21 protein-coding genes and 1 pseudogene are annotated in these 24,176 nt (G+C 58.7%); 6 read left to right on the top strand and 16 right to left on the bottom strand.

Annotated features, from left to right (window positions below):
* Positions 1-90 precede the first annotated feature (90 nt).
* The 14 genes and pseudogenes from AC07UK_RS25945 to AC07UK_RS25880 form a co-directional block, all read right to left on the bottom strand.
* Positions 91-329, bottom strand: a pseudogene (locus AC07UK_RS25945) (recombinase family protein); the annotation flags it as partial.
* Positions 224-469: a hypothetical protein gene (locus AC07UK_RS25940; protein WP_494686710.1), complete on the bottom strand. Its 246-nt coding sequence runs from the start codon at positions 467-469 to the stop codon at positions 224-226. The pseudogene AC07UK_RS25945 and the gene AC07UK_RS25940, both read right to left, overlap by 106 nt.
* Before the next feature lie 137 nt (positions 470-606).
* Positions 607-819, bottom strand: a complete 213-nt coding sequence (locus AC07UK_RS25935) for a hypothetical protein (protein WP_494686621.1) — start codon at positions 817-819, stop codon at positions 607-609.
* Between the two features lie 519 nt (positions 820-1,338).
* The gene (gene cheY, locus AC07UK_RS25930) at positions 1,339-1,734 is read right to left on the bottom strand and encodes a chemotaxis response regulator CheY (protein ID WP_494686622.1); all 396 of its coding nucleotides are present in this window, start codon (positions 1,732-1,734) and stop codon (positions 1,339-1,341) included.
* A gap of 195 nt (positions 1,735-1,929) precedes the next feature.
* On the bottom strand, positions 1,930-3,126 hold the full coding sequence (locus AC07UK_RS25925; RefSeq protein WP_494686623.1) for an EAL domain-containing response regulator: 1,197 nt from the start codon (positions 3,124-3,126) through the stop codon (positions 1,930-1,932).
* 114 nt (positions 3,127-3,240) lie between these two features.
* Positions 3,241-4,425 carry a response regulator gene (locus AC07UK_RS25920; protein WP_494686624.1) on the bottom strand — a complete coding sequence of 395 codons (1,185 nt, stop codon included), beginning with the start codon at positions 4,423-4,425 and terminating at the stop codon, positions 3,241-3,243.
* 161 nt (positions 4,426-4,586) lie between these two features.
* Entirely contained in the window at positions 4,587-9,047 is a 4,461-nt protein-coding gene (locus AC07UK_RS25915) for a PAS domain S-box protein (protein ID WP_494686625.1), read from the bottom strand.
* Between the two features lie 362 nt (positions 9,048-9,409).
* Complete coding sequence (flhC, locus tag AC07UK_RS25910) at positions 9,410-10,015, bottom strand: flagellar transcriptional regulator FlhC (RefSeq protein WP_494686626.1); 606 nt, start codon at positions 10,013-10,015, stop codon at positions 9,410-9,412.
* Positions 10,012-10,335: a flagellar transcriptional regulator FlhD gene (gene flhD, locus AC07UK_RS25905; protein ID WP_494686627.1), complete on the bottom strand. Its 324-nt coding sequence runs from the start codon at positions 10,333-10,335 to the stop codon at positions 10,012-10,014. Before flhD ends, flhC begins: the two co-directional genes overlap by 4 nt.
* 640 nt (positions 10,336-10,975) lie before the next feature.
* On the bottom strand, positions 10,976-13,165 hold the full coding sequence (locus AC07UK_RS25900; RefSeq protein WP_494686628.1) for a putative bifunctional diguanylate cyclase/phosphodiesterase: 2,190 nt from the start codon (positions 13,163-13,165) through the stop codon (positions 10,976-10,978).
* A 968-nt stretch (positions 13,166-14,133) separates the two neighbouring features.
* On the bottom strand, positions 14,134-14,592 hold the full coding sequence (locus AC07UK_RS25895; RefSeq protein ID WP_494686629.1) for a hypothetical protein: 459 nt from the start codon (positions 14,590-14,592) through the stop codon (positions 14,134-14,136).
* Positions 14,593-14,677: 85 nt separating this feature from the next.
* Positions 14,678-15,253, bottom strand: a complete 576-nt coding sequence (locus tag AC07UK_RS25890) for a carboxymuconolactone decarboxylase family protein (protein ID WP_494686630.1) — start codon at positions 15,251-15,253, stop codon at positions 14,678-14,680.
* 66 nt (positions 15,254-15,319) lie between these two features.
* The gene (locus AC07UK_RS25885; RefSeq protein WP_494686631.1) at positions 15,320-15,889 is read right to left on the bottom strand and encodes a TetR/AcrR family transcriptional regulator; all 570 of its coding nucleotides are present in this window, start codon (positions 15,887-15,889) and stop codon (positions 15,320-15,322) included.
* A 740-nt stretch (positions 15,890-16,629) separates the two neighbouring features.
* Positions 16,630-16,851, bottom strand: coding sequence for a DUF2188 domain-containing protein (locus AC07UK_RS25880; RefSeq protein ID WP_494686632.1), 222 nt, complete (start codon positions 16,849-16,851; stop codon positions 16,630-16,632).
* Positions 16,852-17,306: 455 nt separating this feature from the next.
* On the opposite strand from AC07UK_RS25880, the gene AC07UK_RS25875 reads away from it, so the two are divergent.
* Positions 17,307-18,254, top strand: coding sequence for a DNA-binding protein (locus AC07UK_RS25875; protein ID WP_494686633.1), 948 nt, complete (start codon positions 17,307-17,309; stop codon positions 18,252-18,254).
* Entirely contained in the window at positions 18,251-18,664 is a 414-nt protein-coding gene (locus AC07UK_RS25870) for a hypothetical protein (RefSeq protein ID WP_494686634.1), read from the top strand. Before AC07UK_RS25875 ends, AC07UK_RS25870 begins: the two co-directional genes overlap by 4 nt.
* Positions 18,665-18,820: 156 nt before the next feature.
* On the opposite strand, the gene AC07UK_RS25865 is transcribed toward AC07UK_RS25870, so the two are convergent.
* Both AC07UK_RS25865 and AC07UK_RS25860 read right to left on the bottom strand, forming a co-directional pair.
* Positions 18,821-19,699 (bottom strand): TetR/AcrR family transcriptional regulator, encoded by an 879-nt coding sequence (locus AC07UK_RS25865; protein WP_494686635.1) that lies wholly within the window; start codon positions 19,697-19,699, stop codon positions 18,821-18,823.
* Positions 19,700-19,745: 46 nt separating this feature from the next.
* Positions 19,746-20,273 carry a flavin reductase gene (locus AC07UK_RS25860; RefSeq protein WP_455286566.1) on the bottom strand — a complete coding sequence of 176 codons (528 nt, stop codon included), beginning with the start codon at positions 20,271-20,273 and terminating at the stop codon, positions 19,746-19,748.
* Positions 20,274-20,502: 229 nt separating this feature from the next.
* On the opposite strand from AC07UK_RS25860, the gene AC07UK_RS25855 reads away from it, so the two are divergent.
* The 4 genes from AC07UK_RS25855 (at position 20,503) to AC07UK_RS25840 (ending at position 24,144) form a co-directional block, all read left to right on the top strand.
* Complete coding sequence (locus AC07UK_RS25855; RefSeq protein ID WP_494686636.1) at positions 20,503-21,174, top strand: 2Fe-2S iron-sulfur cluster-binding protein; 672 nt, start codon at positions 20,503-20,505, stop codon at positions 21,172-21,174.
* Between the two features lie 29 nt (positions 21,175-21,203).
* Positions 21,204-22,148, top strand: coding sequence for a catechol 2,3-dioxygenase (locus tag AC07UK_RS25850; protein WP_494686637.1), 945 nt, complete (start codon positions 21,204-21,206; stop codon positions 22,146-22,148).
* Between the two features lie 157 nt (positions 22,149-22,305).
* Positions 22,306-23,145 carry an alpha/beta fold hydrolase gene (locus AC07UK_RS25845; RefSeq protein ID WP_494686638.1) on the top strand — a complete coding sequence of 280 codons (840 nt, stop codon included), beginning with the start codon at positions 22,306-22,308 and terminating at the stop codon, positions 23,143-23,145.
* A 99-nt stretch (positions 23,146-23,244) separates the two neighbouring features.
* A complete protein-coding gene (locus tag AC07UK_RS25840) occupies positions 23,245-24,144 on the top strand; it encodes a transporter (RefSeq protein ID WP_494686639.1) in 900 nt (299 codons plus the stop codon).
* Positions 24,145-24,176 lie beyond the last annotated feature (32 nt).

The raw sequence follows: 24,176 nt of genomic DNA, 5'->3' as shown, positions 1-24,176 counted from the left end.
CGGGCGCTAAATATCGTAGTGCAAAACCCCACGTAAGTGGGGTGCCCGTTTTTGGGGAGCAGTGAATTAGCGGGGAGGAAACCGCAAGGGTAGCGACTCCTCAATGAACCACGAGTAAATGAGATTGACAGTGCGTACCTCGCTCTCCGGGCCAGGCATCAAGATCACGCGGTCAGTCTGGGATACCCTTGTGCTCTCCCCTTGCCAGCGGCCCTTTCCCCTTTCATGACGCCGTGCTGGTCCACGAGCACGCGCCGAAGGCCATATCCCGCTGGGCCTCCTTGGCGGAATCCCATCTCGATAAGGCGACACTGCCCAGAAAATAACTGGCGAAATCGGCTTCCGGCCCATACTCCCAATCGGTGTGGTCCGCGTTGTGTCCGATCGCCACGGCGTAGCTCCACATCTGCTCGGCCGCCCCAACGTCGTCTGAGACTTGAACTTTGAAGGCGGTCGCGTAGACGTACATCCCCCGGTACTCCTCCACAATCCATCGCAATAGCTGCCCCATAGCTCACTCGGCGCAGGATCGCAGCATGATAAAGGGCACTCCCTATTTCTTAATAGCGAGATTGTTCCGCTGGAGCGTCAACACTTGCATTAGGCTCAGTGAGGGTTCTCCAGCCGATCCACGTAATCCTGAGCCCATAGAATTGCATGCCCCTGTGCGTCCTCATTTCTCTCGTAGAGCCCGAGCACCTCCGACTCCATGATGACGTGGCGATCCTTGGTTACGCGCCCTAAGGATGCAAATTCCCCACTCCCAGCGGGCTTTGCGAATCCCTCGATAATGTATCCTCGATACTTCTCGATAGACATGGTTGGTCTCCCTCCAATCGATACCCGAGCGCGCGCCGTCGCTCATCGAACGGGCCCTGCAACAGGCTAGCACGCAGCGCTAGACACCTGCTTGGCAACCTTTCGCCGTTGGGCCTGGCGAACCTACGCCCGCCTCGCCACCGAGCTGCGCCTCGGCCCCAGCCAGCTTTAGATTCTGTAATCCAGCACCTTGACAGCAACGCTGCCCCGTTACCGGCGAGGACACCTCCGTTGCAGAAGGGTGGTGAGAGTGCTCCGCGCCGAAGACCATTACCAGCGCACCTCCGATCAGCGCATGCACCGACGTCAATAGGCTCGGCCCCTGCCAACGACGCGTCGATGTGGATAACCGGTCCTTGAGCCGCGGAAAACACTGGTTCGCCAGCCGGCTGGGGGCAGTGCACCTTTATCCTGTCGCCTGCGTGCGCGACGCTACTCCAATCTGGCGCTGCAAAGGACTCAAGGGTGGGCTGGCAAATGCTGTGTGTTTAAGCGCGACCTGTCGCAAGAATATCTTCCCTAAATCCCTTCCGCGGCCAGCTTCGCAAAAATCTTGGTGATCTTCTCGTCCAGCGTTGCCGCGGTAAACGGCTTGACCACATAACCACTGGCCCCCGCCTTTGCCGCCGCGATGATGTTCTCTTTCCTGGCCTCAGCTGTCACCATCAGCACCGGCAGCTTGGCCAGCGTCGCGTCACTGCGGATAGTCTGCAGCATAGTGAGGCCGTCCATATTGGGCATATTCCAATCTGAAATGACAAATTGGAATCGACCATCCCGGAGCTTCTGCAGGCCGATGGCGCCATCCTCGGCTTCCTCGATATTCGAAAAGCCGAGCTCGTTGAGCAGGCTGCGGATGATCCGACGCATGATAGGGAAGTCGTCGACCACTAAGATCTTGAGGTTTGTGTCCACGGTAATGACTCCAAAACAGCTGTGGATGCACTAATCCTAGTGCTTGTTACTCCACTCAACAAGCAGACTTGCGGCCGGAACCTCCCCTACGCGCGCCAAAAAGCCATCTGGCGCCATGCGCTGGCGCTCTACTGCGATACCATTCCATGCATCCTGCCGGGAAGGCGATGTCGGCGCGTGGCACGGTACTGTAAGCTAGCCTATCAAACAAGCACGCCGCGCTTCCCAAGATGCGATCCACTGTTCCACTTCCCCGGCAGGCATTGGCCGACCAATGAAATAGCCCTGAGCCAGATTGCAGCCGCTCGCCCTCAGAAATTGCCAGTCCTGCAGGTCCTCGACGCCTTCCGCCACGGTCTGAATCCCCAATTCACGTGCCATCCCCAGCGTGGCCTCAAGAATCGTGCGTAGCGGTGGCTCCTTCCATGCTCCGTGGACAAAGCTCATATCCAGCTTCATCTCGTCGAAAGGGATATCCCGCAGCTGTGCCAGAGATGAATACCCGGTGCCAAAATCGTCGATGGAAAGCGCGATGCGCTTGAGCCGCAAACGCGTCAGCACATCCAATGCCACCATCGGTTCGGCCATTACACGCGACTCCGTGATTTCGAGGACTAGCCGGGAAAGGGAGACCCCCACTTGGTTGGCTGTTTGTTCAATGAAGTCAGGAAGGTCCAGTGTAGTGAGGCTGTCCATCGACAGATTGACTGCTACCGACAACGGTAGGCCTGCATCCTGCCAGCACCGTGCCTGACGTAACGCGCTTGTCAACACCAAACGCGTCAGTTCGGTGATGAGCCCGTTGTCTTCCGCCAACTCGATGAACTGCCCTGCGGCCACTAACCCCGCACTGGGATGCTGCCAACGCGCCAGCGCTTCCATACCCACCAGCGCCGCTGTTTGCAACGAAACTTTGGGCTGGTAATAGTTGACGATATCCCCAGTATCAATCGCGCGTCGCAGCTCTTCGGCTTGAAAGCGGAAACGCTGAACAGCCGGACCGGTTTGAGCGGAGGCAAGTGGCTTGCCCAGCAATTGCTCCTTCAGTTGGCTTGCCGAAGCGGGCTTGCGCAAGGCCCCGATGACATGCAGTCCTTGGATCCTCGCAAGCTTCTGGGCGCTCTGAATGACACGGGGATCTTCTCCGCTCACCAGCAGCAAGCCCCCCGCATAGCCGGCTGCCACCAGATGCCGGACGAATTCAACGCCGTCCATATCCGGCATCTGCAAGTCGCTGAAAATTAGGCCGATCGACTGCGTTTCCTTCTCGAGCAGAGCAAGGGCATCCGGCGCGCGCTCGAACGCGACAATGTCCCGAAAGCCCAGTTGCGTCAATTGACGGGTCAATAGCTTGAGGACGAACGGATCGTCATCGACCACCAGCACTTTCATTCGTTCTATGTCGTTATCCATAGTCTATTAGGTCGATCGCATAAACCTCTCTGGCCCATCGATCGCATCGACGCGCTGCCGTGCAGCCCAACACCGACGAATCCCAAAGCGAAGTCAGGACTTGCCGCTTTCAACGCCGAGCTTGTTCAGAGAGCTGTTAATCTTGGCGATCAAACTGGTTTTGTCGAATGGCTTGACCGCGAAATCCGTTGCGCCAGCTTTTAGGCACTCGATCACCACGCTTCGTTCGCTGTTCCCCGTGATCATAATCACCGGCACATCGGTCATGTAGGGCAAGAGGCGGAGCCGCCGCGTCACTTCAATGCCACTGATATCGGGGAGCTCGATGTCCATCAGCACCAGATCGGGCCGATACTGGCGCAGGCCGGCCGTCGCCTCCAGCCCAGTGGTAGCAAATACCAATCTGTAGCCTGCATCGCGCAAGATCGCGCGCAGCAGGTCGTGCTGAAACTCATCGTCTTCCACCACTAGCACTAGCGGCTCGAACTTTTCTGCGAGCTCGCGCAATGCCCTGGCTGACTCGATCCGCGGCTCCGCTTTCAGGGAGAGACCACCAAGCCATTCGCGAATATCCTCCATCGTGTGCTTGATGGACGCCAAGTGGTTGCCGATGGCCTCGGCTTTCAGTTGCTCGATCGTGCGCTGGAAATCCGACGCATCGCCGGCGGCCATGGTTCTCGCGCTCGGCATTGCGCGCACCTTGTGCAAGAAACCATCGAGCTCCCTCGCGATGGCTGCCTCCGCCAGACTCAGCGAACGGGTCGCTAAGTCGATACGCTCACTGCGCTCTGCGGCGTGGTCCTCAAGCTGGGCATCGTAAGTGGCGAGTTGCTTGGCGCACGCAACTAGCTGCCCGACTGATACAGTGTCCGGCGGCGGCTGGCGCGTTTGCCGCAGGGCGTGATGCACAGCCATGCGTAGCCGCGGCGCATCATTCGTTGCCGGCCAGAATAGGATGTAGTCATCAAAATGCGCACTCTTGCATAGTTCATAGGTCTCCCACAGCTCGCTGCCAGTGCATAAGACGAGCGTGCGATGCGGCACGGTGGGTGCGACCGAGCTCAAACGGAAGAGGTCTTGATAATACTGTTCCGCCTCCTCCAGCTTGTCGAAAGCGAGGACAAGTACCTCAGGCCGGTGCTCCTCGAAGTCGCTGACGGCAAACTCCGGCTTGGTTGAGACACGGATGTTGTCGAACTCTTCACTCAGCAGGGCAGCCACGAGCTCCGCATCAGCGACCGCCGGCGTCACCACCAGGATGGGTGGATTGCCTTTCATGATGCCCGCCCCGCAACGGGCACCCGCAACGCGCGGCGGGTTCCGTATGGCAGCCAGCCATACAAATTGGCAACGATAAAATCCATGATTCCTCCTACATTCTGACTTATGGGCATCTCAAATCCACGGGAAAGATCGCAGCGAGTGTGCCGGTGGTGCGTTCATGATTCCTGGCCCAGCCAAGCGTCGATGGCGGCTTCGACGAGTGGCACTTCAGTCTCTACCTGTGACATGCAGTGATCGATCTCTGCATAATTCTCTGCTTTGCCCGCGCCTTCCAGCTTGGCGCACAGATCGCCGAGCGTTAGCGCTCCTACCGAGCGTGAGGAGGACTTCAGTTTATGGGCAATCAAGCTGACCTGGCGGGCGTTGCCGTCACGGGCCTGCAGGCGCAATTCTTTAGTCTGCCCTCTCAAGGCGATCAGATAGTCAGAGAGCAAGGCGTTGACGATGTCGCGGTCGTCGCCAACGAGGTCGGTCAACACCGACAGCTTTAGCTGCGATGCATGCCTATCCCACGATGCTTGCTCTTCTTTTGGCAATAGTAGCGGAGAAGTCCCAACGCTAGACAGGGACTGATCCAAGGCTTCCTTCAGAAGATTCAGGTGCAAGGGCTTGGTCAGATATCCATCGAAGCCTGCCGCCTTGGCCCGCGTCATCTCATCCTGGAGCGCGTTTGCCGTCAGCGCCAGGATAGGGATGCGCGAGACAAGGCTCTCCTCCTTCCGCACGGCAGCGGCCAATTCATAACCGTCCATCTCGGGCATATTGAGGTCGGTCAGGATCAGGCTGAATCGACCACTTCGCCACAGCAGCAATGCTTCTTTGCCATCCTTGGCCAGCTCGGCGGTATATCCAAGCAGGCCAAGTTGACGCAGAATGACCTGCTGGTTGATCGCATCATCTTCAGCGACAAGAATCAAGCCGGATTTTGGCGGCTCCAAGTCATCCCTTTCCTCAGGGCCAGTAGAGGGTCTATCTTGGTGGCTGCTATTGCCGCACGTCTTGTCGCAGGAGACCTGACCGGCCGCCGTTGCCACAGCTTCCTGGAGTGACTGATAGCCCAGCATCTCAATGCCCAGGAAAACCACATTAGCGTCCTCAGCCCGGGAAATTCGCTCTTTTGCGCGCGCGATGACCACGCGTCCAACATCTCGATTGACATCCGCGTCCTCGAGACAGCCATTTTGATGACATGCGTCATTCATGCCATCATCGATAAGCACCAATATTGAATCATGCGTTCTTTCATGTCTTAGGTCACCTGAAAACTCCTGCACAATCCTAACGTTTGCGCCCGTGTCAGAGAGATAGGTGCCAAGATCCTCCGCGGAAAATAGACGGCTCTCGACCAGAATACAATCGATGCCAAGTAATGCCGGATCACGCGGCGGGGCTGGTTGTTTTGCCATCTCGAATGGCAACGTCACACTGAACACCGAGCCTTCACCCGGCTGGCTGGAAACCGATATCTCACCCTCCAGCAGTTCGACGAGACGTTGACAGATGGCAAGGCCCAAGCCGGTCCCTCCGAAACGCCTAGTTGTTGAGGCTTCTGCTTGTGTAAATGGCGTGAATAGGTTTGTTAGCGTGTCCTGGGACATGCCTATGCCGTTATCGGAGATGGTGAAACGAATTTGTGTAGCGGCGCCGTTACTATTCACCGTCTCTGCACGTATCTCGACGCGCCCGCTTTGGTCGGCTCTGCCACCGGAGAACTTGATTGCATTACCGGCCAAATTATAAAGCAGTTGCCGGAGACGAGTGCCGTCCGACAAGACTACATCAGGAATCCTTGGCGAGACAAAATTGGTCAGTCGCACTCCCGCCTTTCCAGCAACCGGCATCAACGATCCGCATAAACTCTCGACTATATGTCGGATCGATATGGGGGTTCGCTCAATCTCCATCCTGCCGGCCTCTATCTTCGAAAAATCGAGGATGTCATCGATGATTCGCAAGAGCGAGTCGGCTGACTCTCGGATTGTTCGGATAATATTCGACTGATCATGGGACAGCTGCGATTGAGCCAGCACCTCGACCATGCCGATGACCCCATTCATTGGGGTGCGGATCTCGTGGCTCATCGTCGCGAGGAAGGCACTCTTGGCCCTTGAAGCCGACTCCGCGTCAGACTTGGCCCGCTCCAGCTGTTGGCGCACCCTACGGCTATCCGTAATGTCCCGCGCGGTAGCATAGATGAGACCGTCCGCGGCCCGCACGGCTTTCCAGGCAAGCCACCGAACCATGCCATTCTTGCACAGATAGCGATTTTCGAAGTGCTCGGTCGGATTTCCCGCCAGGTGTCGCTCGATCTCGCGGTGCGTCGCTGGGAGATCATCGGGATGAATGAATTCCGCAAATGGTCGGGCCAAGAGTTCCTGCGTGGTCCAGCCGAGCACCTGCTGGAATGCGGGGTTGACGCGCTTGAAATAGCCGTCCATCCCTGCAATGCAGAGCAGATCGAGCGATAGTTCGAAGAATCGGTCACGCTGCGCCTCGGCGTTCTTCCGCGCGCTGATATCCTGAAGAAGCACGAGCGCCGCAGGTTCCTGATCCCAGTCGTATGGGGCGGCAGCCACTTCGCACTGGAGTATTGATCCATCGAGTCTTATCCATACTTCCTCAGCGGTCGGCATGGCTATGCGCTCCTCTTGGAGCTGCTGCATGCGGTCTTGGACGAGCCGCTGGCTATCCGCGTGGACAAAACCAAGCACATCGCGATCCAGCAAGGACGCTTGTGACGGCGCTCCGAGCGTTTCCACCGCTTTCGGATTGGCATAGCAGATCCGCCCCGCCCGCTGGACGAAGACCGCGTATGGTAAGAGCTCGATAAGCTGGCGATAGCGCGCTTCGCTGAGTTCCAACGCCCGGGCATTGGCGCACTCACGGCTCACATCCCGCAACACAAGTACGACACCACGGACATCACCTTCCTCAGCGCGAATCGGCGCAGCACTGAGCGTGACATCTCGCAGCATGTTGCTATTGGCGTTCGATAGCCTTAGACCGTCCCAGTGCAGATCAATGCCTGTACCAAGTATTTCCTGTGCCGGGTCAATTACCTCCCGCTTGGAGTCTGGACCGGCGATTCGAAGTACCTCGCTAAGGGGGCGAGCTAACGCCTCTTTCTTCTGCCAGCCGGTAAGCTCTTCGGCCGTCGGATTCATCCGCTTGATACGTCCCTGCTCATCGGTGGAGATGACAGCATCGTTGATGGCATGAAGCGTGATGTCGAGGTCACGTTCACTCTCGCTCACGCGAGTCTGCAATGAAATATCGCGAATCAACACCACCCTGCCGCCGCCGCGGCGGGATTCAAGGCGAATTTCGTACACGAGCACGGTGTGGTTCTTTACCCGGAAGTTAAGGCATTCCTGACCACTCGTGACATTGTTCAGCGCAGCTGCCAAGGCCTTCTGCTTGGCAACGCGGTCGGCGCTGAGGTCGCTACGAAAGAAGGCCGCCGCAATATCGTAGGACGTCGCATTCCAGATTGCTTCCTTAGAGACACCGAGCAGCTTCAGGAAGTGAGGGTTAAGCCCGTCCAACTTGCCCTCAGGGGAGAGACCGAAGGCGACATCGGGAATGGCTTGAAACAGCGCGTCAACTCGCTCCGCTTTCATCGCCTCGCGCTCTTTCGCAGCGCGCTCCTGGTTTCCGGATACGACGACACGCCGCAATAGCGTTGCTTGCCGAGTGCTTGCAAAGAGGATGAGCGTGGTCATCAAAAGACCAGCGATCAACAGAAAATCGCGGCGTGCTCGGAACGAGGCTAAATACTCAAATCTGGAGAATCCGACGACAACAACAAGCGGATAATCCCCTAGCTTCTTATAACTGGTAATGCGAGCAATACCATCGATAAAGCTTTCCGACTGATAGGATCCGGATGGTGCGTTATTAAGCGCCTGACGCAGAGCACTATGCTTCGGCGCGATTGTACCGACTGTATCCTTGGGGCCAGCGCGTCGAGCACGTATGACATAATCATTCTCACCAAGGACCGCGACCAGCCCGTGATGGCCGAGCCGAAGATCATCGTATAATTGTGTTAGATACGCCGGGTCCATCGATATAACGACCACGCCAATAAAGTCGCCCTTATCATTCTCAACGCGGCGCGATAGTTGAATCGATGGCTTGCCGCTGGCTCGGCCAAATACAGGTTTTCCAATAAATAGTCCACGGCTGCTATTTTCGAGATGGACGCGAAAATGCTCACGGTCAGAAAGATCGATCGGCTTGAAATCTGGCACCGTGGAAGAGCGTAGGATGCCGTGTCGGTCAATGACGGCTATCTGCAGGAAGACGTCTAGTTTGACTCGATTAGATTTAACATACGCATCCATGGGAAGCTGCACCCCATGTTTTTCTACCTGCCATGCAACCAGATTGGCCAGTTGTTCCGCCTCGCGCATCAGCCGCGTGGTATGTGCATCGAGCACGTCAATCAATGCCTCCGTCTGGCGCTGTGCTGTGCGAATCTCGGAGTCGGCATCCCAGCCAATAGCGCTTCCAAGCGCGAGCCAAAGCGCTATGACAAGTGCCACTCCTGGCAGGTAATATCGGCGCTTTGCTATCTGGGCGACTCGTGTCTCGGATATGGGAGAACTGATCATCTTATTTCTGCGGCCATGTTGGCCAACATGGCTCTTGTGCTTTGAGTGATTTGCTCAAGCCGGCTCTATCGCTCGCCAGGGCGATCGCCTTCCTGGTGACCGCGGCGTGCTTGCATACCTCTAGGTCTTGCCATGCTTGCGGGGTAGATCGAGACTGCCGCCGGGATAATGTTGGTGGGAGCTGGTCGGCGCCCAGTCAAGCGGGCCCGCTACGCATTGCCGCCCGTATGACCGCGTGACTGGCTGCTACTAGCATGATGGAATCTCGTCAGAAAAGCGTGCGCCCGGCCCCTTTTCAGTCCCGCGCCCGCCAATGTGGTATCGCATTGGCGTCTGTTGGGGGCAGCGTCGACTGCTATGGATCAGCTGACCAGCAGGAGGACGGTTAGCTGCGAGAGCTTCCTGGTCTTGCCTGCGCGCGACGGGGGGCGGCACATGCTGCATACAAAATTCGCCTGTGGCTCATATGCATGCGTCACGAACTGCCCACTGCACCAGGTGCAGATGGAAAGCTGCAGCATATTGCGCTCGATAAACCGTACTCTAACGTCCAGGCACGGGTGAAACTTAAGACAATCTCGCCGCCGAGCAGCGATACTTGCTCGAGATAGAGCCGATAGCTGGGCCACCACAGTACGGATGCCGCTCGCCTCGCCCTGCTGCACAATGAACAGATAGGCGGAGAAGAACAGCGACGAATGGATATTTGGCAGCCAAGTGGTGAACCACTCGGTCGAGAATGGCAGCATGCCCTTGGGCGGCGAGATCCCGCGCAACTCTTTGTAAAACCGGATCAGGCGATCGCGCGAAAGCGTGGTCTCGGCTTCCAACACCTGCAAGCGCGCGCCCAGCCCGATCAACTCAATGGCAAGCTGGGTCTGCTTGGCATCCTGTAGCACGCTCTTGCGTCTGGTCGCCGGAGTGGCCGCAAGGCTCCGGGCCGGGGCAGCTTGCAGCAGCGCACTCAATTGAAGGACTCCACCGGCTGGCGGGCCAGCAAGATGGCAGCGTGCATCTGCTGCATATCATGACTCTTCGGGTTGTGGGTAAACGTCGACAGCAAGGCATGGTCGTCGAACCGGAACCGGCACAAGACCAGATTGGATGCCGTCAGCTTGACCAGTTGCGCGGGCGTGAGCTTGGCAGGGATGTCAGCGATTTCCTTGCCAACACCGAGCCGGTACATGGCTTCTATCTGGTTCTGGCGCACAAGTTGTTGCGCGAGCAGCAGATAGGCCAGGTTAACTTCCCTGATCTCATCCAGAAATCCGCTAGTAGCTTTTTCCATTTTTTTCTACCAAGTGCTGGCGCGTCACAACGTACAAAGATGCAGAGCGACCGCAAAGCGCCGTGCAAATCTCTAACGTTTCGTTACATTAGTAACCAACTGTAACGAGGTTCAAGGACGCTTTATAGCATCGGTTCGTCCCGTTGCCAAAGGCTGTTTGACAGAAAGACCGGAAATGTTACACAACAAATACATAGGGTCCCGTGCACTGTCCAATGCGAGCCGCATGCGGATTCGCCCACTTCCTGCCGTCTCGAGCGATCAGCAGCAAGGGGATCCGGCGTTGCAGCCCTGCGAAACACGTTGGCGCCTGGGTGCGCTTGTGCAATACCCAATCGGCTTGCGGATGATGTCTCCCTAAGGTCACAGTACACGTCAGAATCATGTCAGCAAGTGCTGACTGGATTGGAGCTTTGCCGGATTTGGCGAAGCTTAAGGCGCCCGAGGGAGGGCCGGGCCAGTGGGCCGGCGAGAGAAGTCCATCTCGCGCGTGCCCAAACCTAGTTGGCTCACCTGTCGTATCCGTCGTCCGCTGCACCCTTGCCCAAACGGGAACATGGTCGACGGGATACTCCCGCTCCATCAATAAGGAATGTCGGCCAACACCTTGAACACGACCGCCTCATGGCGATTCAGGCCATCAAAGGCGACCAATGCGTGGCCCGATTTCGAACACTTCGGCAAATTGCAGCGCTGGTAAGGGGCGACCGAATAGATAACCCTGCCCCTCTTCACACCCAAGGCGGTGCAGAGTGTCACGTTGCTCTTCGGTTTCGACCCCCTCGGCAATCGTCTCCAGGCCGAAACTCCGTGCCATATCGAGCAGCGCGCGGACGATGGCAGCGTCCCGATTTGATTCATGTATTTGTTGCACGAAGGAACGGTCGATCTTGATCCGGGTAAGTGGGAAGCGTTTGAGCAGGCTGAGCGATGCGTAGCCGGTTCCGAAATCGTCGAAGGCAATCCCCACGCCGTGGTCCCGCAAGCGCTGAAGCGAATCCAACGCCAACTCGTTTCCATCGAGCACAATGTTTTCGGTGACTTCTAGCTCGAGCGCCTGCGGTGGCAGGCCATGCCGCTCCAGGACGGAAAAGACCTGTGAAGCAATGTCTTCCGCGCGAAGCTGGGCGCCAAACAGGTTGACGCCAATACGGAAATCTGTCGCGCCACTTCTGCGCCATTGCGCTGCCTGCGCACAGGCTTCATCAAGAATCCACGATCCAGCACTTACGGCGAGCGCCCCCTCTTCCAACGCGGGGAGGAAAGCCGCAGGAGACAGAAGGCCATGCTGCGGATGCAGCCAGCGAATCAGTGCCTCGGCACCGGTGAGCGAGCCGTCGGCCAGGCGGATCTGCGGTTGATAGAAGAGAACGAATTCACCGTCGCTGACTGCACGATGCAACTCGAGACTGTAGAGCCGGCGCGCGACCGCTTCATTCCGTAACTCGGTGGCGAAGACGAACGACTGGCCATGGCCGATGCTCTTTGCCTTGAATAGAGCCAAGTCCGCATTGCCGATCAGTTCCAACGCTTCCCGTGCATGGAGCGGCGCGATGGCCACGCCGCAACTGACCGATAGCCGCACCACATGACCGTCGCTGATGATCGGCTCGGCCATATTGGCAATCACCGTATGAGCGAAATCCTTCGCCTGCCCGGCACTGTCGCATTCGGGCAGCAGGATAGCGAACTCGTCTCCGCTGATCCGCGCGACCGTCTCTTTCGGGCCCACGGTCTTCTCCAGGCGGCGAGCCACCTCGCAGAGGATTCCATCGCCTACCGCGTGGCCAAGCGTGGCGTTGAGGTCCTTGAACCCATCGAGGTCGACCATGACTACTGCTGCCGGCAACGCGAGCGTGAGTGCCTCTTCCACGCGCCGGTAGAAACACGCTCGGTTGGCGAGTCGGGTGAGCATGTCGATGTTCGCAAGCCGTTGCAACGCCTGTTCCTCACGCCGCAGCGCTGTTAGGTCCTGAAGATGGGCGTTGAACGTCAGGTCTGCGTTCGTGCGCAGGCAAGTTAGGGACAACCCGAGAAGGAATTCCGTTCCGTCTTTGCGCAGGCCGCGCAGTTCCGCTAGCATGGACGGTTCGTCGACCGGACCAGCCTCCGCGCGCGAAACCAGCTGGCAAAATGCCGCCCGCTCTCGCTCGGGGAACAGGCTGTCCAAGGCTCGGCCGGGGCCCTCGCTCGGCTTGTATCCATACAGGGCAGCAGCAGCGTCGTTCCAGGCGACGACATCCCCTCGCTCATTGAACTGCACGACGGCAGTGGGCTGGTCTTCGGTCAACGGCTCCGAGGAACGCCGCCGTACCGCCTGCGCTGCAATTTCGATGCGGCGCAACTCCAGCCTGTCCGCTGCCATTTTGGCCAGCTCGCGCAGACGCTCGCAGTCTTCCTCTGAGAAATCGCGGTGCGGCTGCCCATCAATCACGCAGAGCGCCCCTACGGCATGGCCATCGGGCGACATCAGGGGGACGCCGGCGTAGAAGCGCAGGTTGGTCGGCCCCGTGACCAATGGGTTGTCGAAAAAGCGTTCGTCTAGCGTGGCGTCCGGCACCACCATGACTTCGTTCCGGGTGATTGCGTGCGCACAGAACGAAACGTCGCGGCTCATGTCGACTTGTGCACCCTCGAGACCAGTGCTTGCCGCAAAGAAGACATGATCGCTGCCGATCATGTTCACCGCTGCAACAGGCATCTTGAAAACACGTGCGGCAATTTTGACCACTGGGTCCAGGCTGGGCAACGGTCTATCGCTTTCCAGCCCATACCCGGACAGCGCCTCTAGTCGTTCTGCCTCGGTCGCCAATACCGGGGGACACTTCATAAGAGTTCTCCAGAGTTCCGCTCGCCGCAGCCATATTGAACTGCCTCAGTCAATTGCGCCGTCCGTGCAATATATGTCCCAAACTATGTCCAAAATGATGCCCCCGATTCCGGGTATGAGAATAAATGAAAGATTAGACTAATGTAACGGCCAGCGGTATCCACGACGCGGAGGGTGCTGCAATGGTATGGAAACGTCCGCCGGATTTTCCACGGGAGCGCCCAGCATGATGGTCGATTTGGTCTCCACCGGAAGCTCGAGTCCTATTCCCTGCCCCGCGGCGGGCACGTGCGACAGCTTCGTCAGCCAGCTTGTCATGCACGCGGACGTAGTATGGAACTCGAAGTCAGGCCATCAAGGGTCTGACGACAAGTATTCCAGACTGACATCTTTTGTCTCGGTTACCTCATTCTGCAATGAGTAGAAGGACCAGACATGCTCTGCAGCGCTATCAAAGCAGGGCCAGCCTTTCAGAAAATATTGCCGCCCGCTCGTCGTAACGCCAGTTTTCGTACTAGCATTGAACGAAAGAATCGCAGTTGTCACGCGGCCATCATGCATTTCCACGCAATATCCGACGAAATGGCGATCACCGCGATTTGTTTCATACACCCTCCAGCGTTCGAGCGTAAGCAGTGGTTGCTCATCCACTGCTGCAACAGGCCCAATATGTAGACGTGTTCTAGCCATCCCCATCCTGCCGGAATCCATTTTTAGTAAACCACGCGGGGCGCACGACGAATATACTTGTCTCCATCATTGCTGCCGCAGACCAAGTTCAAACCACACGATTGGCTGCATCGGCAGCGAGAAACCTCGTGTGATCCCTCGTTGTTTGGTAAACAAGCACGCATTGTGACGTAGCTGCCAACAACTTCAATCGGGAAACAGGAAGCAACATCGTTAGAAAAATATTACATGTGCGGCTCTCTTCACACAAGGAATTACAATTTGGGGCATTAACCGTTTCACTGGGCCGGCGTCGGCATGGGTAATATACCGTCGCTCTCGTGAAAAATCGTGACAATATTTAGTATCTGATGTGCGCGTTTCGCTCCTTTTTTCATGGCTATCCGCGATACGGCCGCCGAGTAAGCTGTCTGCTTCGGCCGAGCCTCCTGAAGCCCAAGAATAAAATGCAGAAAGGTAACCTCACGCTCAAGGTCTTGTGGGCGACGTGGCGCATACAACGCATATAGTGACCACGCCTGGGCCAGCCACTCCGGCGTGAATGGAAGGTCCGGGAACACCTCTCTGAAGCGTGCTGCGTGGTCCTTTTCAAATTTCGGATTCGCGTCCGCCATCCGTTCGTGTAACCACGCGAAATCCAGGAAATTCAATGTATTGAAACCAAAAACGAGTCGATCAACATCGCTGACTTCCACTTTCATAATTAAATTCTTCCTTGGCTTGATTTCGCCCTTCATGCTGTGTCTGCGTCTCCTGACGGATAACGCAAAAAACAAAATTCCTTCCACGTGAAATGGTTAACTACGCGATTGCATATGAAGATTAACAGGGTGGAATCCAGTAAAAATGTCGGAAGCAGCCATCCAGCTCCGTTTCGAATACGTGATTGGTATAGTTGCTGAGCGTCGTGATTGCTATGGCTAGAATGATGTCCAAGACATTCTTCTGACTATAGCCAGCATCGAGAAATGCTTTTAGCTCGATTGGGCTCGGTCGCCCTCGATGGACGAACATCGCTTGGGTGAATCCCACCAGCGCACGAAGCCTTGCGTCCAATAGGCTCCCCCCATCACGAATTGCATTTACAACTTCTGGGGACGCGTTGATGACTGTAGTGGCGATGCCGCTATGCATCGCCACTGAGTAGGAGCTGCCGTTGGCAACGGATAGCGCCAGAAGTATCACCTCTTGTTCCAGTGGCGTCAGGGAACACTCCAGGCGGAATTGGGTGTAGCTATAAAGGTATGCATCAAACAACCCCGGTGCGTTGGCCATCGCCGCATACATATTTGGGATACTGCCAACCTCGTCCCTAATACCGTCGAGAATATCCTTGGCATTGGGGCTTGCTGTATCCAAGGTCACAAGAGGCAAGGAGAGACGGGCGCATAGAGTCATCGTGTCACCTGGTGTACAAGTAGTATTGTTTATTCTGGTCGATGCAGTCCAAAAAGACGCAAAAAATTATGCTGCAATGCGCATAAGATTATCAATCACAGGGGACAATTGACGCTCTGTGTAACCTGCTTTTGCCAGCACCCGCAGCCCGGCAATGCCGGCAATTAGCGTCATCGCCAAAATTGCGGGGTCTATATCTCTTTTAAATTGCCCAGATCGCTGGCCGGCAATGAATAGAAATTCAAACGCAGCCTTAATGGATTGGAATCCGGCTCGGACTAACCGACGCACCTCGGGGTCATGCAAGCCAAATTCTATGGAAGTATTTACGAGGAGACATCCACGGCCGCCATCATTGTCTTTTACAATATGCAAAAGGATCCCTCGAAGTTGTTCCTGCAATCTCGGTGCCTCGGAAGCATTTCGAATGGCGAGAGCTTTTGCATTTGCATAAATCTCGATGGCTTCCAAAAACAGCTGCCGCTTTGACCCGAAGGTGTTATAAAGGGAAGACTTTGACACGCCCATCTCCCCTGCCAGGACGTTCGCAGGCAAGGCTTCGTAGCCATAGCGCCAGAAGGCATCTACAGCACGCGCCATAACCTCATCTCGATCAAATTCGATGGATCGTGCCATGCTGCTCGGAGTCTGCCAAGGGCCAAGACTCAATGATATATTGATTGTCGTAACAATTAAAGACTGCTCCTTGTAGACCCAAGGATGCCTCAACGCCATCGTGGCTCCGCAACCTCGGACGCCGCTCGCAGTAGCGCCTAGGAGGTGCGTCCAGCGCGGGGTGCAGACGAACATGCCACTCGCCTTTTTGCTCCTACACGCAGCCAACGCTCTGTCGATGGTCATGGCAATCACGCCGAGCCGGAACTAGACCGGAGCGAGTGGCAATATTCCTACGGCTTCCCATCCGAAGGCCAGATTCTGTGACTTCAAGCTCTAATCGTTCTGGCGGGAAACCTGTCTCTGCGAGTATGTCCCGCAACTGCCCAACTTGACCGCTACGAATCTCCGCAGCGGACAAGGCACCTCGATTGCTTTGCCCTCATCAAGCCATTGTCGGCCTTGACGGCAGTCCAACGAATTCGTGCTTCGCGTCAGGGTAGTCGCACTAATTCCGATTCTTAGATGGCCGAGCGGCGACGGAATTAATGGGTAAGTCCTTGATTTTTCGGAGAACGCAGTCTCACGAATTCCGGTTCCTCACACTTGCGAGTGGGGGAAGACGGAATTGGTGAGACTGGGACGGATCTGTGAGACTGCAGATACCGAAATAGTGAGACTACTCGGACGCACGCCAGCTCGCACAACAGTGTCGGCTGTAGTTCGGCCAAAGCGGACGCCGGCGGCGGCCGGCCACGACATTAACCCTTGATGTCACGTGGGTCGTGACCGAACGTATTGCGCTCTCGGATCTGTCCGTCTCGACCGTGGATGAACAACTCGACCTGTTTTTCCTTGGCGCGGCTGGTTCCGGCGGCGATCGCTTCGTCCTGTGTATCGAACGTTTCGCGGCCGTGACCGCCTTCAGCCTCAACTGCCCAGCGGTCTCCGGCCGGTACGACGTGGATGTCATGTCCAGGCATGGCTGTCTCCTGAAGTTTATGGAGCTAGTCTCTGCCCTGCCTGCGCCGTGACGGTATCAGGCGCCGTCCGACACCGCGCCTTTGTGTGGTAGCCTGCGGCGCACTTTTTCGATTACCCGCCGGTGCTTATCCTGAGCTTCCTCCCAAGTTGGGGTCCCCTTGATTCCCATGCAATTTACCGGGTTAGCCACCTCTAGGCCGCATGCGGGTTTCCGGGCGATGCCCGTCTGAAACCCCCATCAAATCAGTCACTTGCTGACTGGTCTTTTTTCCGTGTCTTTCCACCGTTAGTGGGCCCCTTGAGGCCTGCCCGGCCAGTCAGCGGTGCTTCGGTGCCGGTTTCGGCGAGATAATGGGGATTTATCGGTCTTGGCTTCCACAAGCCAAACAAAAATGGCTTTCCTAACGTTAGTAACGTGCGTAAGATAGCCTGAAAATCCCGCCCGGACGCTGCCATGCCCCGCCTCACCGCCACCCCCGAACAGATCCGCGCCACCGTGCTGGCCATGCTCACCGAGGCCGGCGACGCGGCGCCGCCCACCGCCGCGCGCTTTCGCCGCGCGGTCTCGGTGCGCAAGCTGCGCGCGCGCCTGGGCGGCGGCGACCCGGCGACGCTGTCGCGCACGCTCAACGCGATCGAGGCCGAGGTGGTGCGCGCGGGCCTCACGGAGCTCGCGATCCCCGAGCTCCCGCCCGAGATCGCCGAACAGATGCGCGCGCTGTGGCAGGCCGCGGTCGCGGTGCAGCTCGACGACGTGGTGCGCCTCAAGCGCGAGGCGCAGCAGACCGCGGAGGCCGCACAGTCGGCGCGCGCCGAGGCCGAGCTGCGGGTCGAGCTGCTGCGTCAGGAGTTGACCGAGGTGCGCGGCCAGCTGGCTGCGCGCGATACCGATCTGGCCGAGGCGCGCGCCGGCCTGGCGGCCGAACGGACCCGCGCCGAGCAACTCGCCGCGCGCAGCGGTGAGCTGGAAGCGGCGCTAGGCGCCGCCCAGGACCGCGTGGCGGCCGGTGAGCGCGCCCAGGCCGAGGCCATCGCCACCGCGCAAGCGCGCTACGAGGCGCTGTCCAAACAACTGCTGCAGGAGACCGCGCACCAGCGCGACGCGCTGCAGGCCGAGCGCGGCCAGTTCACCTCGCAACTGAAGTTCGCCGAGCGGCGCCTGGCCTCACTCGAGGACGTGCGGGGGCGCCTCGAGGCGGACCTGGCTAGCGAGCGCGCCGCGCGCCAGACCGCTGCCGGCGAGGCGAGCGCGCTCAAGGCGGTGACCGCCAGCCAGCGCGCGCAACTGGACGAGCTACTGCACGCCACGCTCGCGGCCGCGGCGCCCGCTGCCAAGGCCGCCAGGCCCGGATCGGCCAAATCGGCGCCCAAGGCGAGCGCCAAACGAGGGGCCCAGTCATGAACCCGGCCGACTGGATCGATACGGCCACGATCCCGCCGCGCCCCCTGCCGCCGACGGTGGAGGCAGCACTGGCCTACTTGGCCGAGGCGCTGGGGCACCCGGTCTATGCGCACTGGACGCTGGCGCGCGTCAAGCGCCGCTACGGCTCGCTGGCCGAGGCCAAGGCCGCGCAGCCGGCCGTGCTCAAGCTGCTGCTCGCACACGACGCGGCGGTTGAGTACTGGGAGCGCGGGCGCTTGCGCACGGTGACGACCGTGGCAATACCGTCGCGCCCGGCAACCGGCCGCTGGCGGAGGCGACCCGCAGCCGCGCGTTGGCGGTGGTGGCGAGCTGCTACCGCTTCTGGTACGACACCGGCTACCTGCACGCGAACCCGACCCCGGCCAGCGGCGGATCAATTGTGCAGGTGACGCGGCGCCTTGTCGGCCCGAATCAGATGGCTCAGAACGACCCTTTTCCGCCATTCGAATTTGGGCTGCCTCAACGGCGGCTATCCCAAGTCAAACGGTCATCCGCGCACCCATCCGCCTCGGCAGTTGTTCGACCGACTGGGACATTTTTCCTTTTTACGCTGTCGGCTGCGAGAAGCGCGCGACAACGTATTCAGGCAAAGGCAGCGTGGCGAGCCTACCCGCCTCTTGCGGTTTGATGCCGTAAAGGCGCATCAGGCACTCGATTGTCTCGGCGGTTATCTGTTCGCTTGGCCCGCCGGCCAGGATCCTGCTCATTCCGCTGATCAGGGCGGCAATGGTAATGTCAGCCGCCGTTTCGACACACGGGATCGTGAAGCGCTTCTGTTCGACACCCATCCCGATGTCGCAAGCGGCCCGCACCACAAAGGTTTCGTTCATTTGCCGCTGCGAATCCTGGGCCCGGACGATGAAACGGCCCCACACCGGGTCGTGCACCGCCTTGGTCAAGAACATACGCTGGATGTAGCTGATTGCCACGGCCTTGTCGGACTCTCTGCCGGAGATGTCATCGGTGATGAGCCCGATCTCCACCGCGCGCTGTGAAAATACCGCTCGGGCGATATCGTCCTTTGATTCGAAGTGGTTGTAGAAGCTGCCAAAGCCCACATCGGCCAGCCGCGTGATCTCTTCGATCGTGCATTGTTCGAAGCCTTTCTCTGCCATCAGAGAATGCGCAGCCTCGATCAGCTTGCTTTGCGTGGCGAGGCGTGAACGGGCGCCACGAGTCAACGGGGCATCCGGAGTGACCGGCACATCGGTGCGCATCTCCTTCGGCTTGCGTCCTCGCGTTGCAGTCTTTACAGGTGCCTTCTTTCCGGCAGCGTTCCCGCTCGATGATGCTTGTTGTTTTCTCGGTTCGTCCATCTCAGTGTCCAGATCGGCGGATTCGCCAGGTGGGCGGGCACCGCCGAAGATGCGTTTTCCGGCGAAGAGGATCTTCCATTGTATTGGCAAGAGAACCTGATCCGCCATGTCCGCGGCTGCACCGACTCACGGGACGTCTGGGTTCGGCTGCAAATCAGTTGGCCCGAGCGGCATTGGCGTCCTGCCCTTGCTCCCGCGCGCTGCGCACCCGATGATATTCGCGGTTGAAATAGAGCAGGCCTGCCGCCTGCGGTCCCTTGCTGATGCCGACCACCCGGCACAGAAAGACCCCATGAGTTCCCACGGTCTCGACACGGTCGATTTCGCAGTCGAAAGAGACTGTGCTGCCCGCCACCGTGGGTGAGCCTGTCGCCAGTGAGCCGTACGACGTCTGTGCGAAACGCTCGTCAATGCCCGCCTCGTACTGCCCGCTGAACAGGCGGGACAGATGCTCCTGCTCGGCCCCCAAGACGTTGACGCACAGGACGCCGTTGGACGCAAAGCGTTCGTACTGGAAGCTGCCCTGATTCATGCAGACCAGAAGCGTCGGGGGGGTATCCGTCACGCTGCATACCGCCGAAGCCGTGAATCCACCCCTGCCCGCAGGGCCGTCTGTGGTGATCACATTCACTGCCGCACCGAGGCGCGCCATCGCCTCCCGAAACTCTTTCGCCACAACCATTTTTCGTCTCCTGTCGCCGCTGCCCGGTCTACAGGTGCGGCCATTCGCAGTAACCTGATGAATCGATCATAGTTGATGATTTAATCAGTCCACAACTTTTTTTGGTGAGGGTAAACCCTCTTTGACATCCGTCGTCGCTGATTATTCAATCACAACTGATGAACCCATCAGTCAAACACGAAGAGCGCACTCCCGGCTAAGACCGGCGATGCATGAGCAGGAGACAGCGATGTATCTGGTAGTGGACAAGCAATGGCGCGTCACGACCGCCGAACCATTGGATATCCGGCAGTGCGCGATCCTGGTTCACCACCCCCCGAGCGCGTTGCAACCCATGCGTGCTGCCCTAGATGGCATCGCGATCGAGGTAAGCGAAACTTCGGCGCTTCTGTCCACGGCCTGCCTGAAGAGCGCGATATGCCTCGGGAACCGGCGCGATGAAGCTGGGCGCTTCGGCCGTCTGATGGAGAACCTGCACCGCCTTGGGATCGAGGAGGAGATGGCCGGATTCGTGCGCATCCCCGTCCAGTGGAATCAAGATACGGCGGCAGCCGCCCGTGCGTCGCCGGGCTGCCAGCGAACTGACAGGCCCACGCATCAGGCTCTTATCGTCGACACCGGTGAAGCCTTCGCTTGCCCGCCGGACCAACCGTTGCTGCGGTCGGCCCTGGCATCGGGTTCGGCGGCTATTCGCTCCGGCTGCCATGGCGGCGGTTGCGGGGTGTGCAAGGTGCGGATCGTCTCGGGGAGCTATGCATGCGGCGCCATGAGCCGCGCGCATGTGGATCCGGCATCTAGGCAGCGCAACGACGTCCTCGCATGCCAGGTGTACCCGCATTCGAATCTCGTCATCGAACTACTGGGCGGCGCCAGACAGCGCCTCGCCGCCGCGCGTCACTGACGGTGGCGAAGAACACTAGGAGACAACAAATGGGCATCCTGCGAATTGGCCATGTGGCACTGCGCGTTCTCGACATCGACCGAGCCATGCACCACTACACGAAGGTACTCGGCTTGCTGCAAAGCCACGTCGACGACGATGGATCGATCTACCTGAAGGGATGGGACGAATGGGATCTCTATTCGCTCAAGCTGACCGAATCGGACCGCGCAGGCGTGGAGCACATCGCCTACAAGGTGCATCAGGAGGCGGATCTCGAGACGCTTGCTGCGCGCGTTGAAGCTTGGGGTATTGCCGTGTTACGGCATGCCGCCGGACATCTCGGTCGCTGCGGCAAGACCATCAGCTTTGCGCTCCCAAGTGGCCACGTGATGTACCTGTACGCCGAGAAGGAATTCCGGGGCAAGAGTGTCGGGACCATCGATCCGGAACCCTGGCCGGACGGCTTGCAGGGCGCGGGCGTGCACTGGTTGGACCACGTGATGCTGATGTGCCCGGTCGACCTCGATGCCGGCGTCAATACGGTGGCCGACAACGTGCGCTTCCTCAAGGAGGCTCTGGACTTCTATCTTGCCGAGCAGGTCCTTGCAGGTCCCGATCACTCGGTGCAGGCGGCGGCATGGCTGTTCCGCGGTAACAAGCCCCACGATCTGGCGATGGCTGGCGGTCCGGTCGCGGGCCTGCACCATATCGCCTTCTACCTCGATAGCTGGCACGACCTGCTTCGCGCGACGGACATCCTTGGCAAGCATCGCGTAAAAATGGACGTCACGCCGCAGCGCCATGGCATCACGCGCGGGCAGACCACGTACTTCTTCGATCCTTCGGGGAACCGCAATGAGATGTTCGCCAGCCTCGGGTACTACGCACAGCCCGACATGCCAACGATCACCTGGCATGCCGAGGAGCTCTGGCGCGGCATTTTCTTTCACCACGGCGAGCCCAGGCCCGACTTCATCGAGATCTATACCTGACGCGCAATCCGTCTCACGGTGCGTCTGACGTGAGTCCTTTCACCAAGGACTCAGGCCTAGCCGGCGTCAGGCAGCACTGCGCAATCACTGCATCACCAACCCGTAGCGAGCACCGTGCGTGCGTCGCAAGGGACAACTTCGCCTTGAAGAGGACGAAATGCAAGACGCAACAGCGAAATCGAACGATCCGGAAATCGGACGCTCCGTGCGTGCCGCCGGCATTGTCACCAACTACCACGACAAAGGTAGCGGCCGGCCTGTGCTGCTTATTCACGGCTCTGGCCCCGGTGTCACGGCGTGGGCGAACTGGCGCCTCACGTTGCCGGGACTGGCGCAGTCCTGCAGGCCCATCGCCCCCGATATCGCCGGATTCGGCTATACCGAGCGCCCCGATGGCGCCTGCTATGGCCGGGAGCTTTGGCTGCAGCATCTGGTTGGCTTCATGGATGCCCTCAACCTCTCCGAAGTCGACGTCATCGGCAATTCCTTTGGCGGCGCGCTTGCACTGTGGCTGGCAACGACCCATCCCGTGCGGGTGCGAAAAATCATCCTGATGGGCAGCGTGGGCGTGCCGTTCGAACTGACTCCTGGTCTTGATGCGGTCTGGGGCTATCAGCCCTCCAAGGAGAACATGCGCGACCTGCTCCGGACCTTCGCATACGACCACAGTCTTCTCAGCGATTCTCTGGCCGAGTCCCGCTTCCAGGCCAGCGTCAGGCCGGGATACCAGGAAACGTTCAGCCAGATGTTCCCGGCGCCCCGGCAGCGAAGCATCGAAGCCCTGGCAGTCCCTGACGAGAAGCTGTCCGCGCTGCAACAGCCGACGCTGATCGTCCACGGACGGGAAGACCAAGTCATCCCGACGAGTACGAGCGAACGACTGTTCCGGCTCATTCCTCACGCCGAAATTCACATGTTCTCGGGTTGTGGGCATTGGGTGCAAATCGAGAAGGCAGCGCGATTCAACGAGCTCGTGACGGACTTCCTCGCAGCGTGACGACGGTAATTCGTACGCAACAGAACCCATTTTCCTGCGCTGGCAACTGCCATCAAAGAAACAACCGGGATAGCACGGAAAATTTCGGAGGAGACAGTAGTGAACAAGAGAATCCATATTCTCAACCAGACCCTAGCCGCCGGCACGCTGGCCGCAGTATCGCTCGCCGCCCACGGTGTTCCGATCGAGCCGGGCGACTATATCCCGTTGCCCGGCGGTTCGTTCATCGGCGTCGGCTACTACAACTACGCGCACAGCGAGAAGCTGAACGTAGAGGGCGTCGGCGACATCAAGAACGATACGAGCCTGAACCTGAACTCGGGTCTGCTGCGCGCGGTTTGGTATCCGAAGACCAGTTCGCTTTCATACAACGTACAACTGCTGATGCCATTTGCATCGGTCAACAGCGAGGTCGCAGGTGCCAATGCTAGTACGAACGGCGCGCGCGCCGGTGACCCCATGATCGGCGCCGTTGTCTGGCCGCTGAATGATCCGCAAAACGGCAGATACCTGGGCCTCGCGTCCATTACGTCGTTTCCGCTTGGCTCTTACGACCGCTTCCGCCCCATATCGGTAGGTCGGAATGCCTGGAGCGAGAACCTGCAAGCGGTCTTCGTCCAGCAATTCAAGTCGGGCTGGCAACTGGATGTGGCTGGCGACGTGATCTTCTACGGCGACAACAACGACTACGGCGCGGCCGCTACCGGCAAGACGCTCTCCCAGGGCAACACCTACCAGCTCCAGCTATGGCTGAGCAAGCAACTGACGCCCGCCACCGGTGCAGGGATTGGCTACACGATCGTCAAAGGCGGACAGCAGAAGGTCGATGGCCAACCAAACGGTCTTCGCACCGACTACCAGCAAGTCCGGCTGTACGCATCCCATTTCGTCAGCAAGACATGGCAAGTCCTTGGAGAAGTGAATCACGCATTCGCGACAACCGGCGGTTTTAACCAGGATTTTGGCCTGACCCTCAGGGTGGTCAAGCTGTTCCAGTGATCTGCTGAAAGGCAGCAACGCAAGAGAGGCAC

The organism is Cupriavidus sp. GW821-FHT07C08 (assembly GCF_059419025.1).
Note: the sequence above shows the minus strand (reverse complement) of the source record. Positions and strands in the feature narration are given on the sequence as shown.

Bases quoted from the DNA above. Each gene is read 5' to 3' on its own strand.
- AC07UK_RS25940 (WP_494686710.1), bottom strand. From the start codon at position 469: ATGTACGTCTACGCGACCGCCTTCAAAGTTCAAGTCTCAGACGACGTT.
- AC07UK_RS25935 (WP_494686621.1), bottom strand. From the start codon at position 819: ATGTCTATCGAGAAGTATCGAGGATACATTATCGAGGGATTCGCAAAG.
- AC07UK_RS25925 (WP_494686623.1), bottom strand. From the start codon at position 3,126: ATGAAAGTGCTGGTGGTCGATGACGATCCGTTCGTCCTCAAGCTATTG.
- AC07UK_RS25920 (WP_494686624.1), bottom strand. From the start codon at position 4,425: ATGAAAGGCAATCCACCCATCCTGGTGGTGACGCCGGCGGTCGCTGAT.
- AC07UK_RS25915 (WP_494686625.1), bottom strand. From the start codon at position 9,047: ATGATCAGTTCTCCCATATCCGAGACACGAGTCGCCCAGATAGCAAAG.
- flhD (WP_494686627.1), bottom strand. From the start codon at position 10,335: ATGGAAAAAGCTACTAGCGGATTTCTGGATGAGATCAGGGAAGTTAAC.
- AC07UK_RS25900 (WP_494686628.1), bottom strand. From the start codon at position 13,165: ATGAAGTGTCCCCCGGTATTGGCGACCGAGGCAGAACGACTAGAGGCG.
- AC07UK_RS25895 (WP_494686629.1), bottom strand. From the start codon at position 14,592: ATGAAGGGCGAAATCAAGCCAAGGAAGAATTTAATTATGAAAGTGGAA.
- AC07UK_RS25890 (WP_494686630.1), bottom strand. From the start codon at position 15,253: ATGACTCTATGCGCCCGTCTCTCCTTGCCTCTTGTGACCTTGGATACA.
- AC07UK_RS25885 (WP_494686631.1), bottom strand. From the start codon at position 15,889: ATGGCACGATCCATCGAATTTGATCGAGATGAGGTTATGGCGCGTGCT.
- AC07UK_RS25880 (WP_494686632.1), bottom strand. From the start codon at position 16,851: ATGCCTGGACATGACATCCACGTCGTACCGGCCGGAGACCGCTGGGCA.
- AC07UK_RS25875 (WP_494686633.1), top strand. From the start codon at position 17,307: ATGCCCCGCCTCACCGCCACCCCCGAACAGATCCGCGCCACCGTGCTG.
- AC07UK_RS25870 (WP_494686634.1), top strand. From the start codon at position 18,251: ATGAACCCGGCCGACTGGATCGATACGGCCACGATCCCGCCGCGCCCC.
- AC07UK_RS25865 (WP_494686635.1), bottom strand. From the start codon at position 19,699: ATGGCGGATCAGGTTCTCTTGCCAATACAATGGAAGATCCTCTTCGCC.
- AC07UK_RS25860 (WP_455286566.1), bottom strand. From the start codon at position 20,273: ATGGTTGTGGCGAAAGAGTTTCGGGAGGCGATGGCGCGCCTCGGTGCG.
- AC07UK_RS25855 (WP_494686636.1), top strand. From the start codon at position 20,503: ATGTATCTGGTAGTGGACAAGCAATGGCGCGTCACGACCGCCGAACCA.
- AC07UK_RS25850 (WP_494686637.1), top strand. From the start codon at position 21,204: ATGGGCATCCTGCGAATTGGCCATGTGGCACTGCGCGTTCTCGACATC.
- AC07UK_RS25845 (WP_494686638.1), top strand. From the start codon at position 22,306: ATGCAAGACGCAACAGCGAAATCGAACGATCCGGAAATCGGACGCTCC.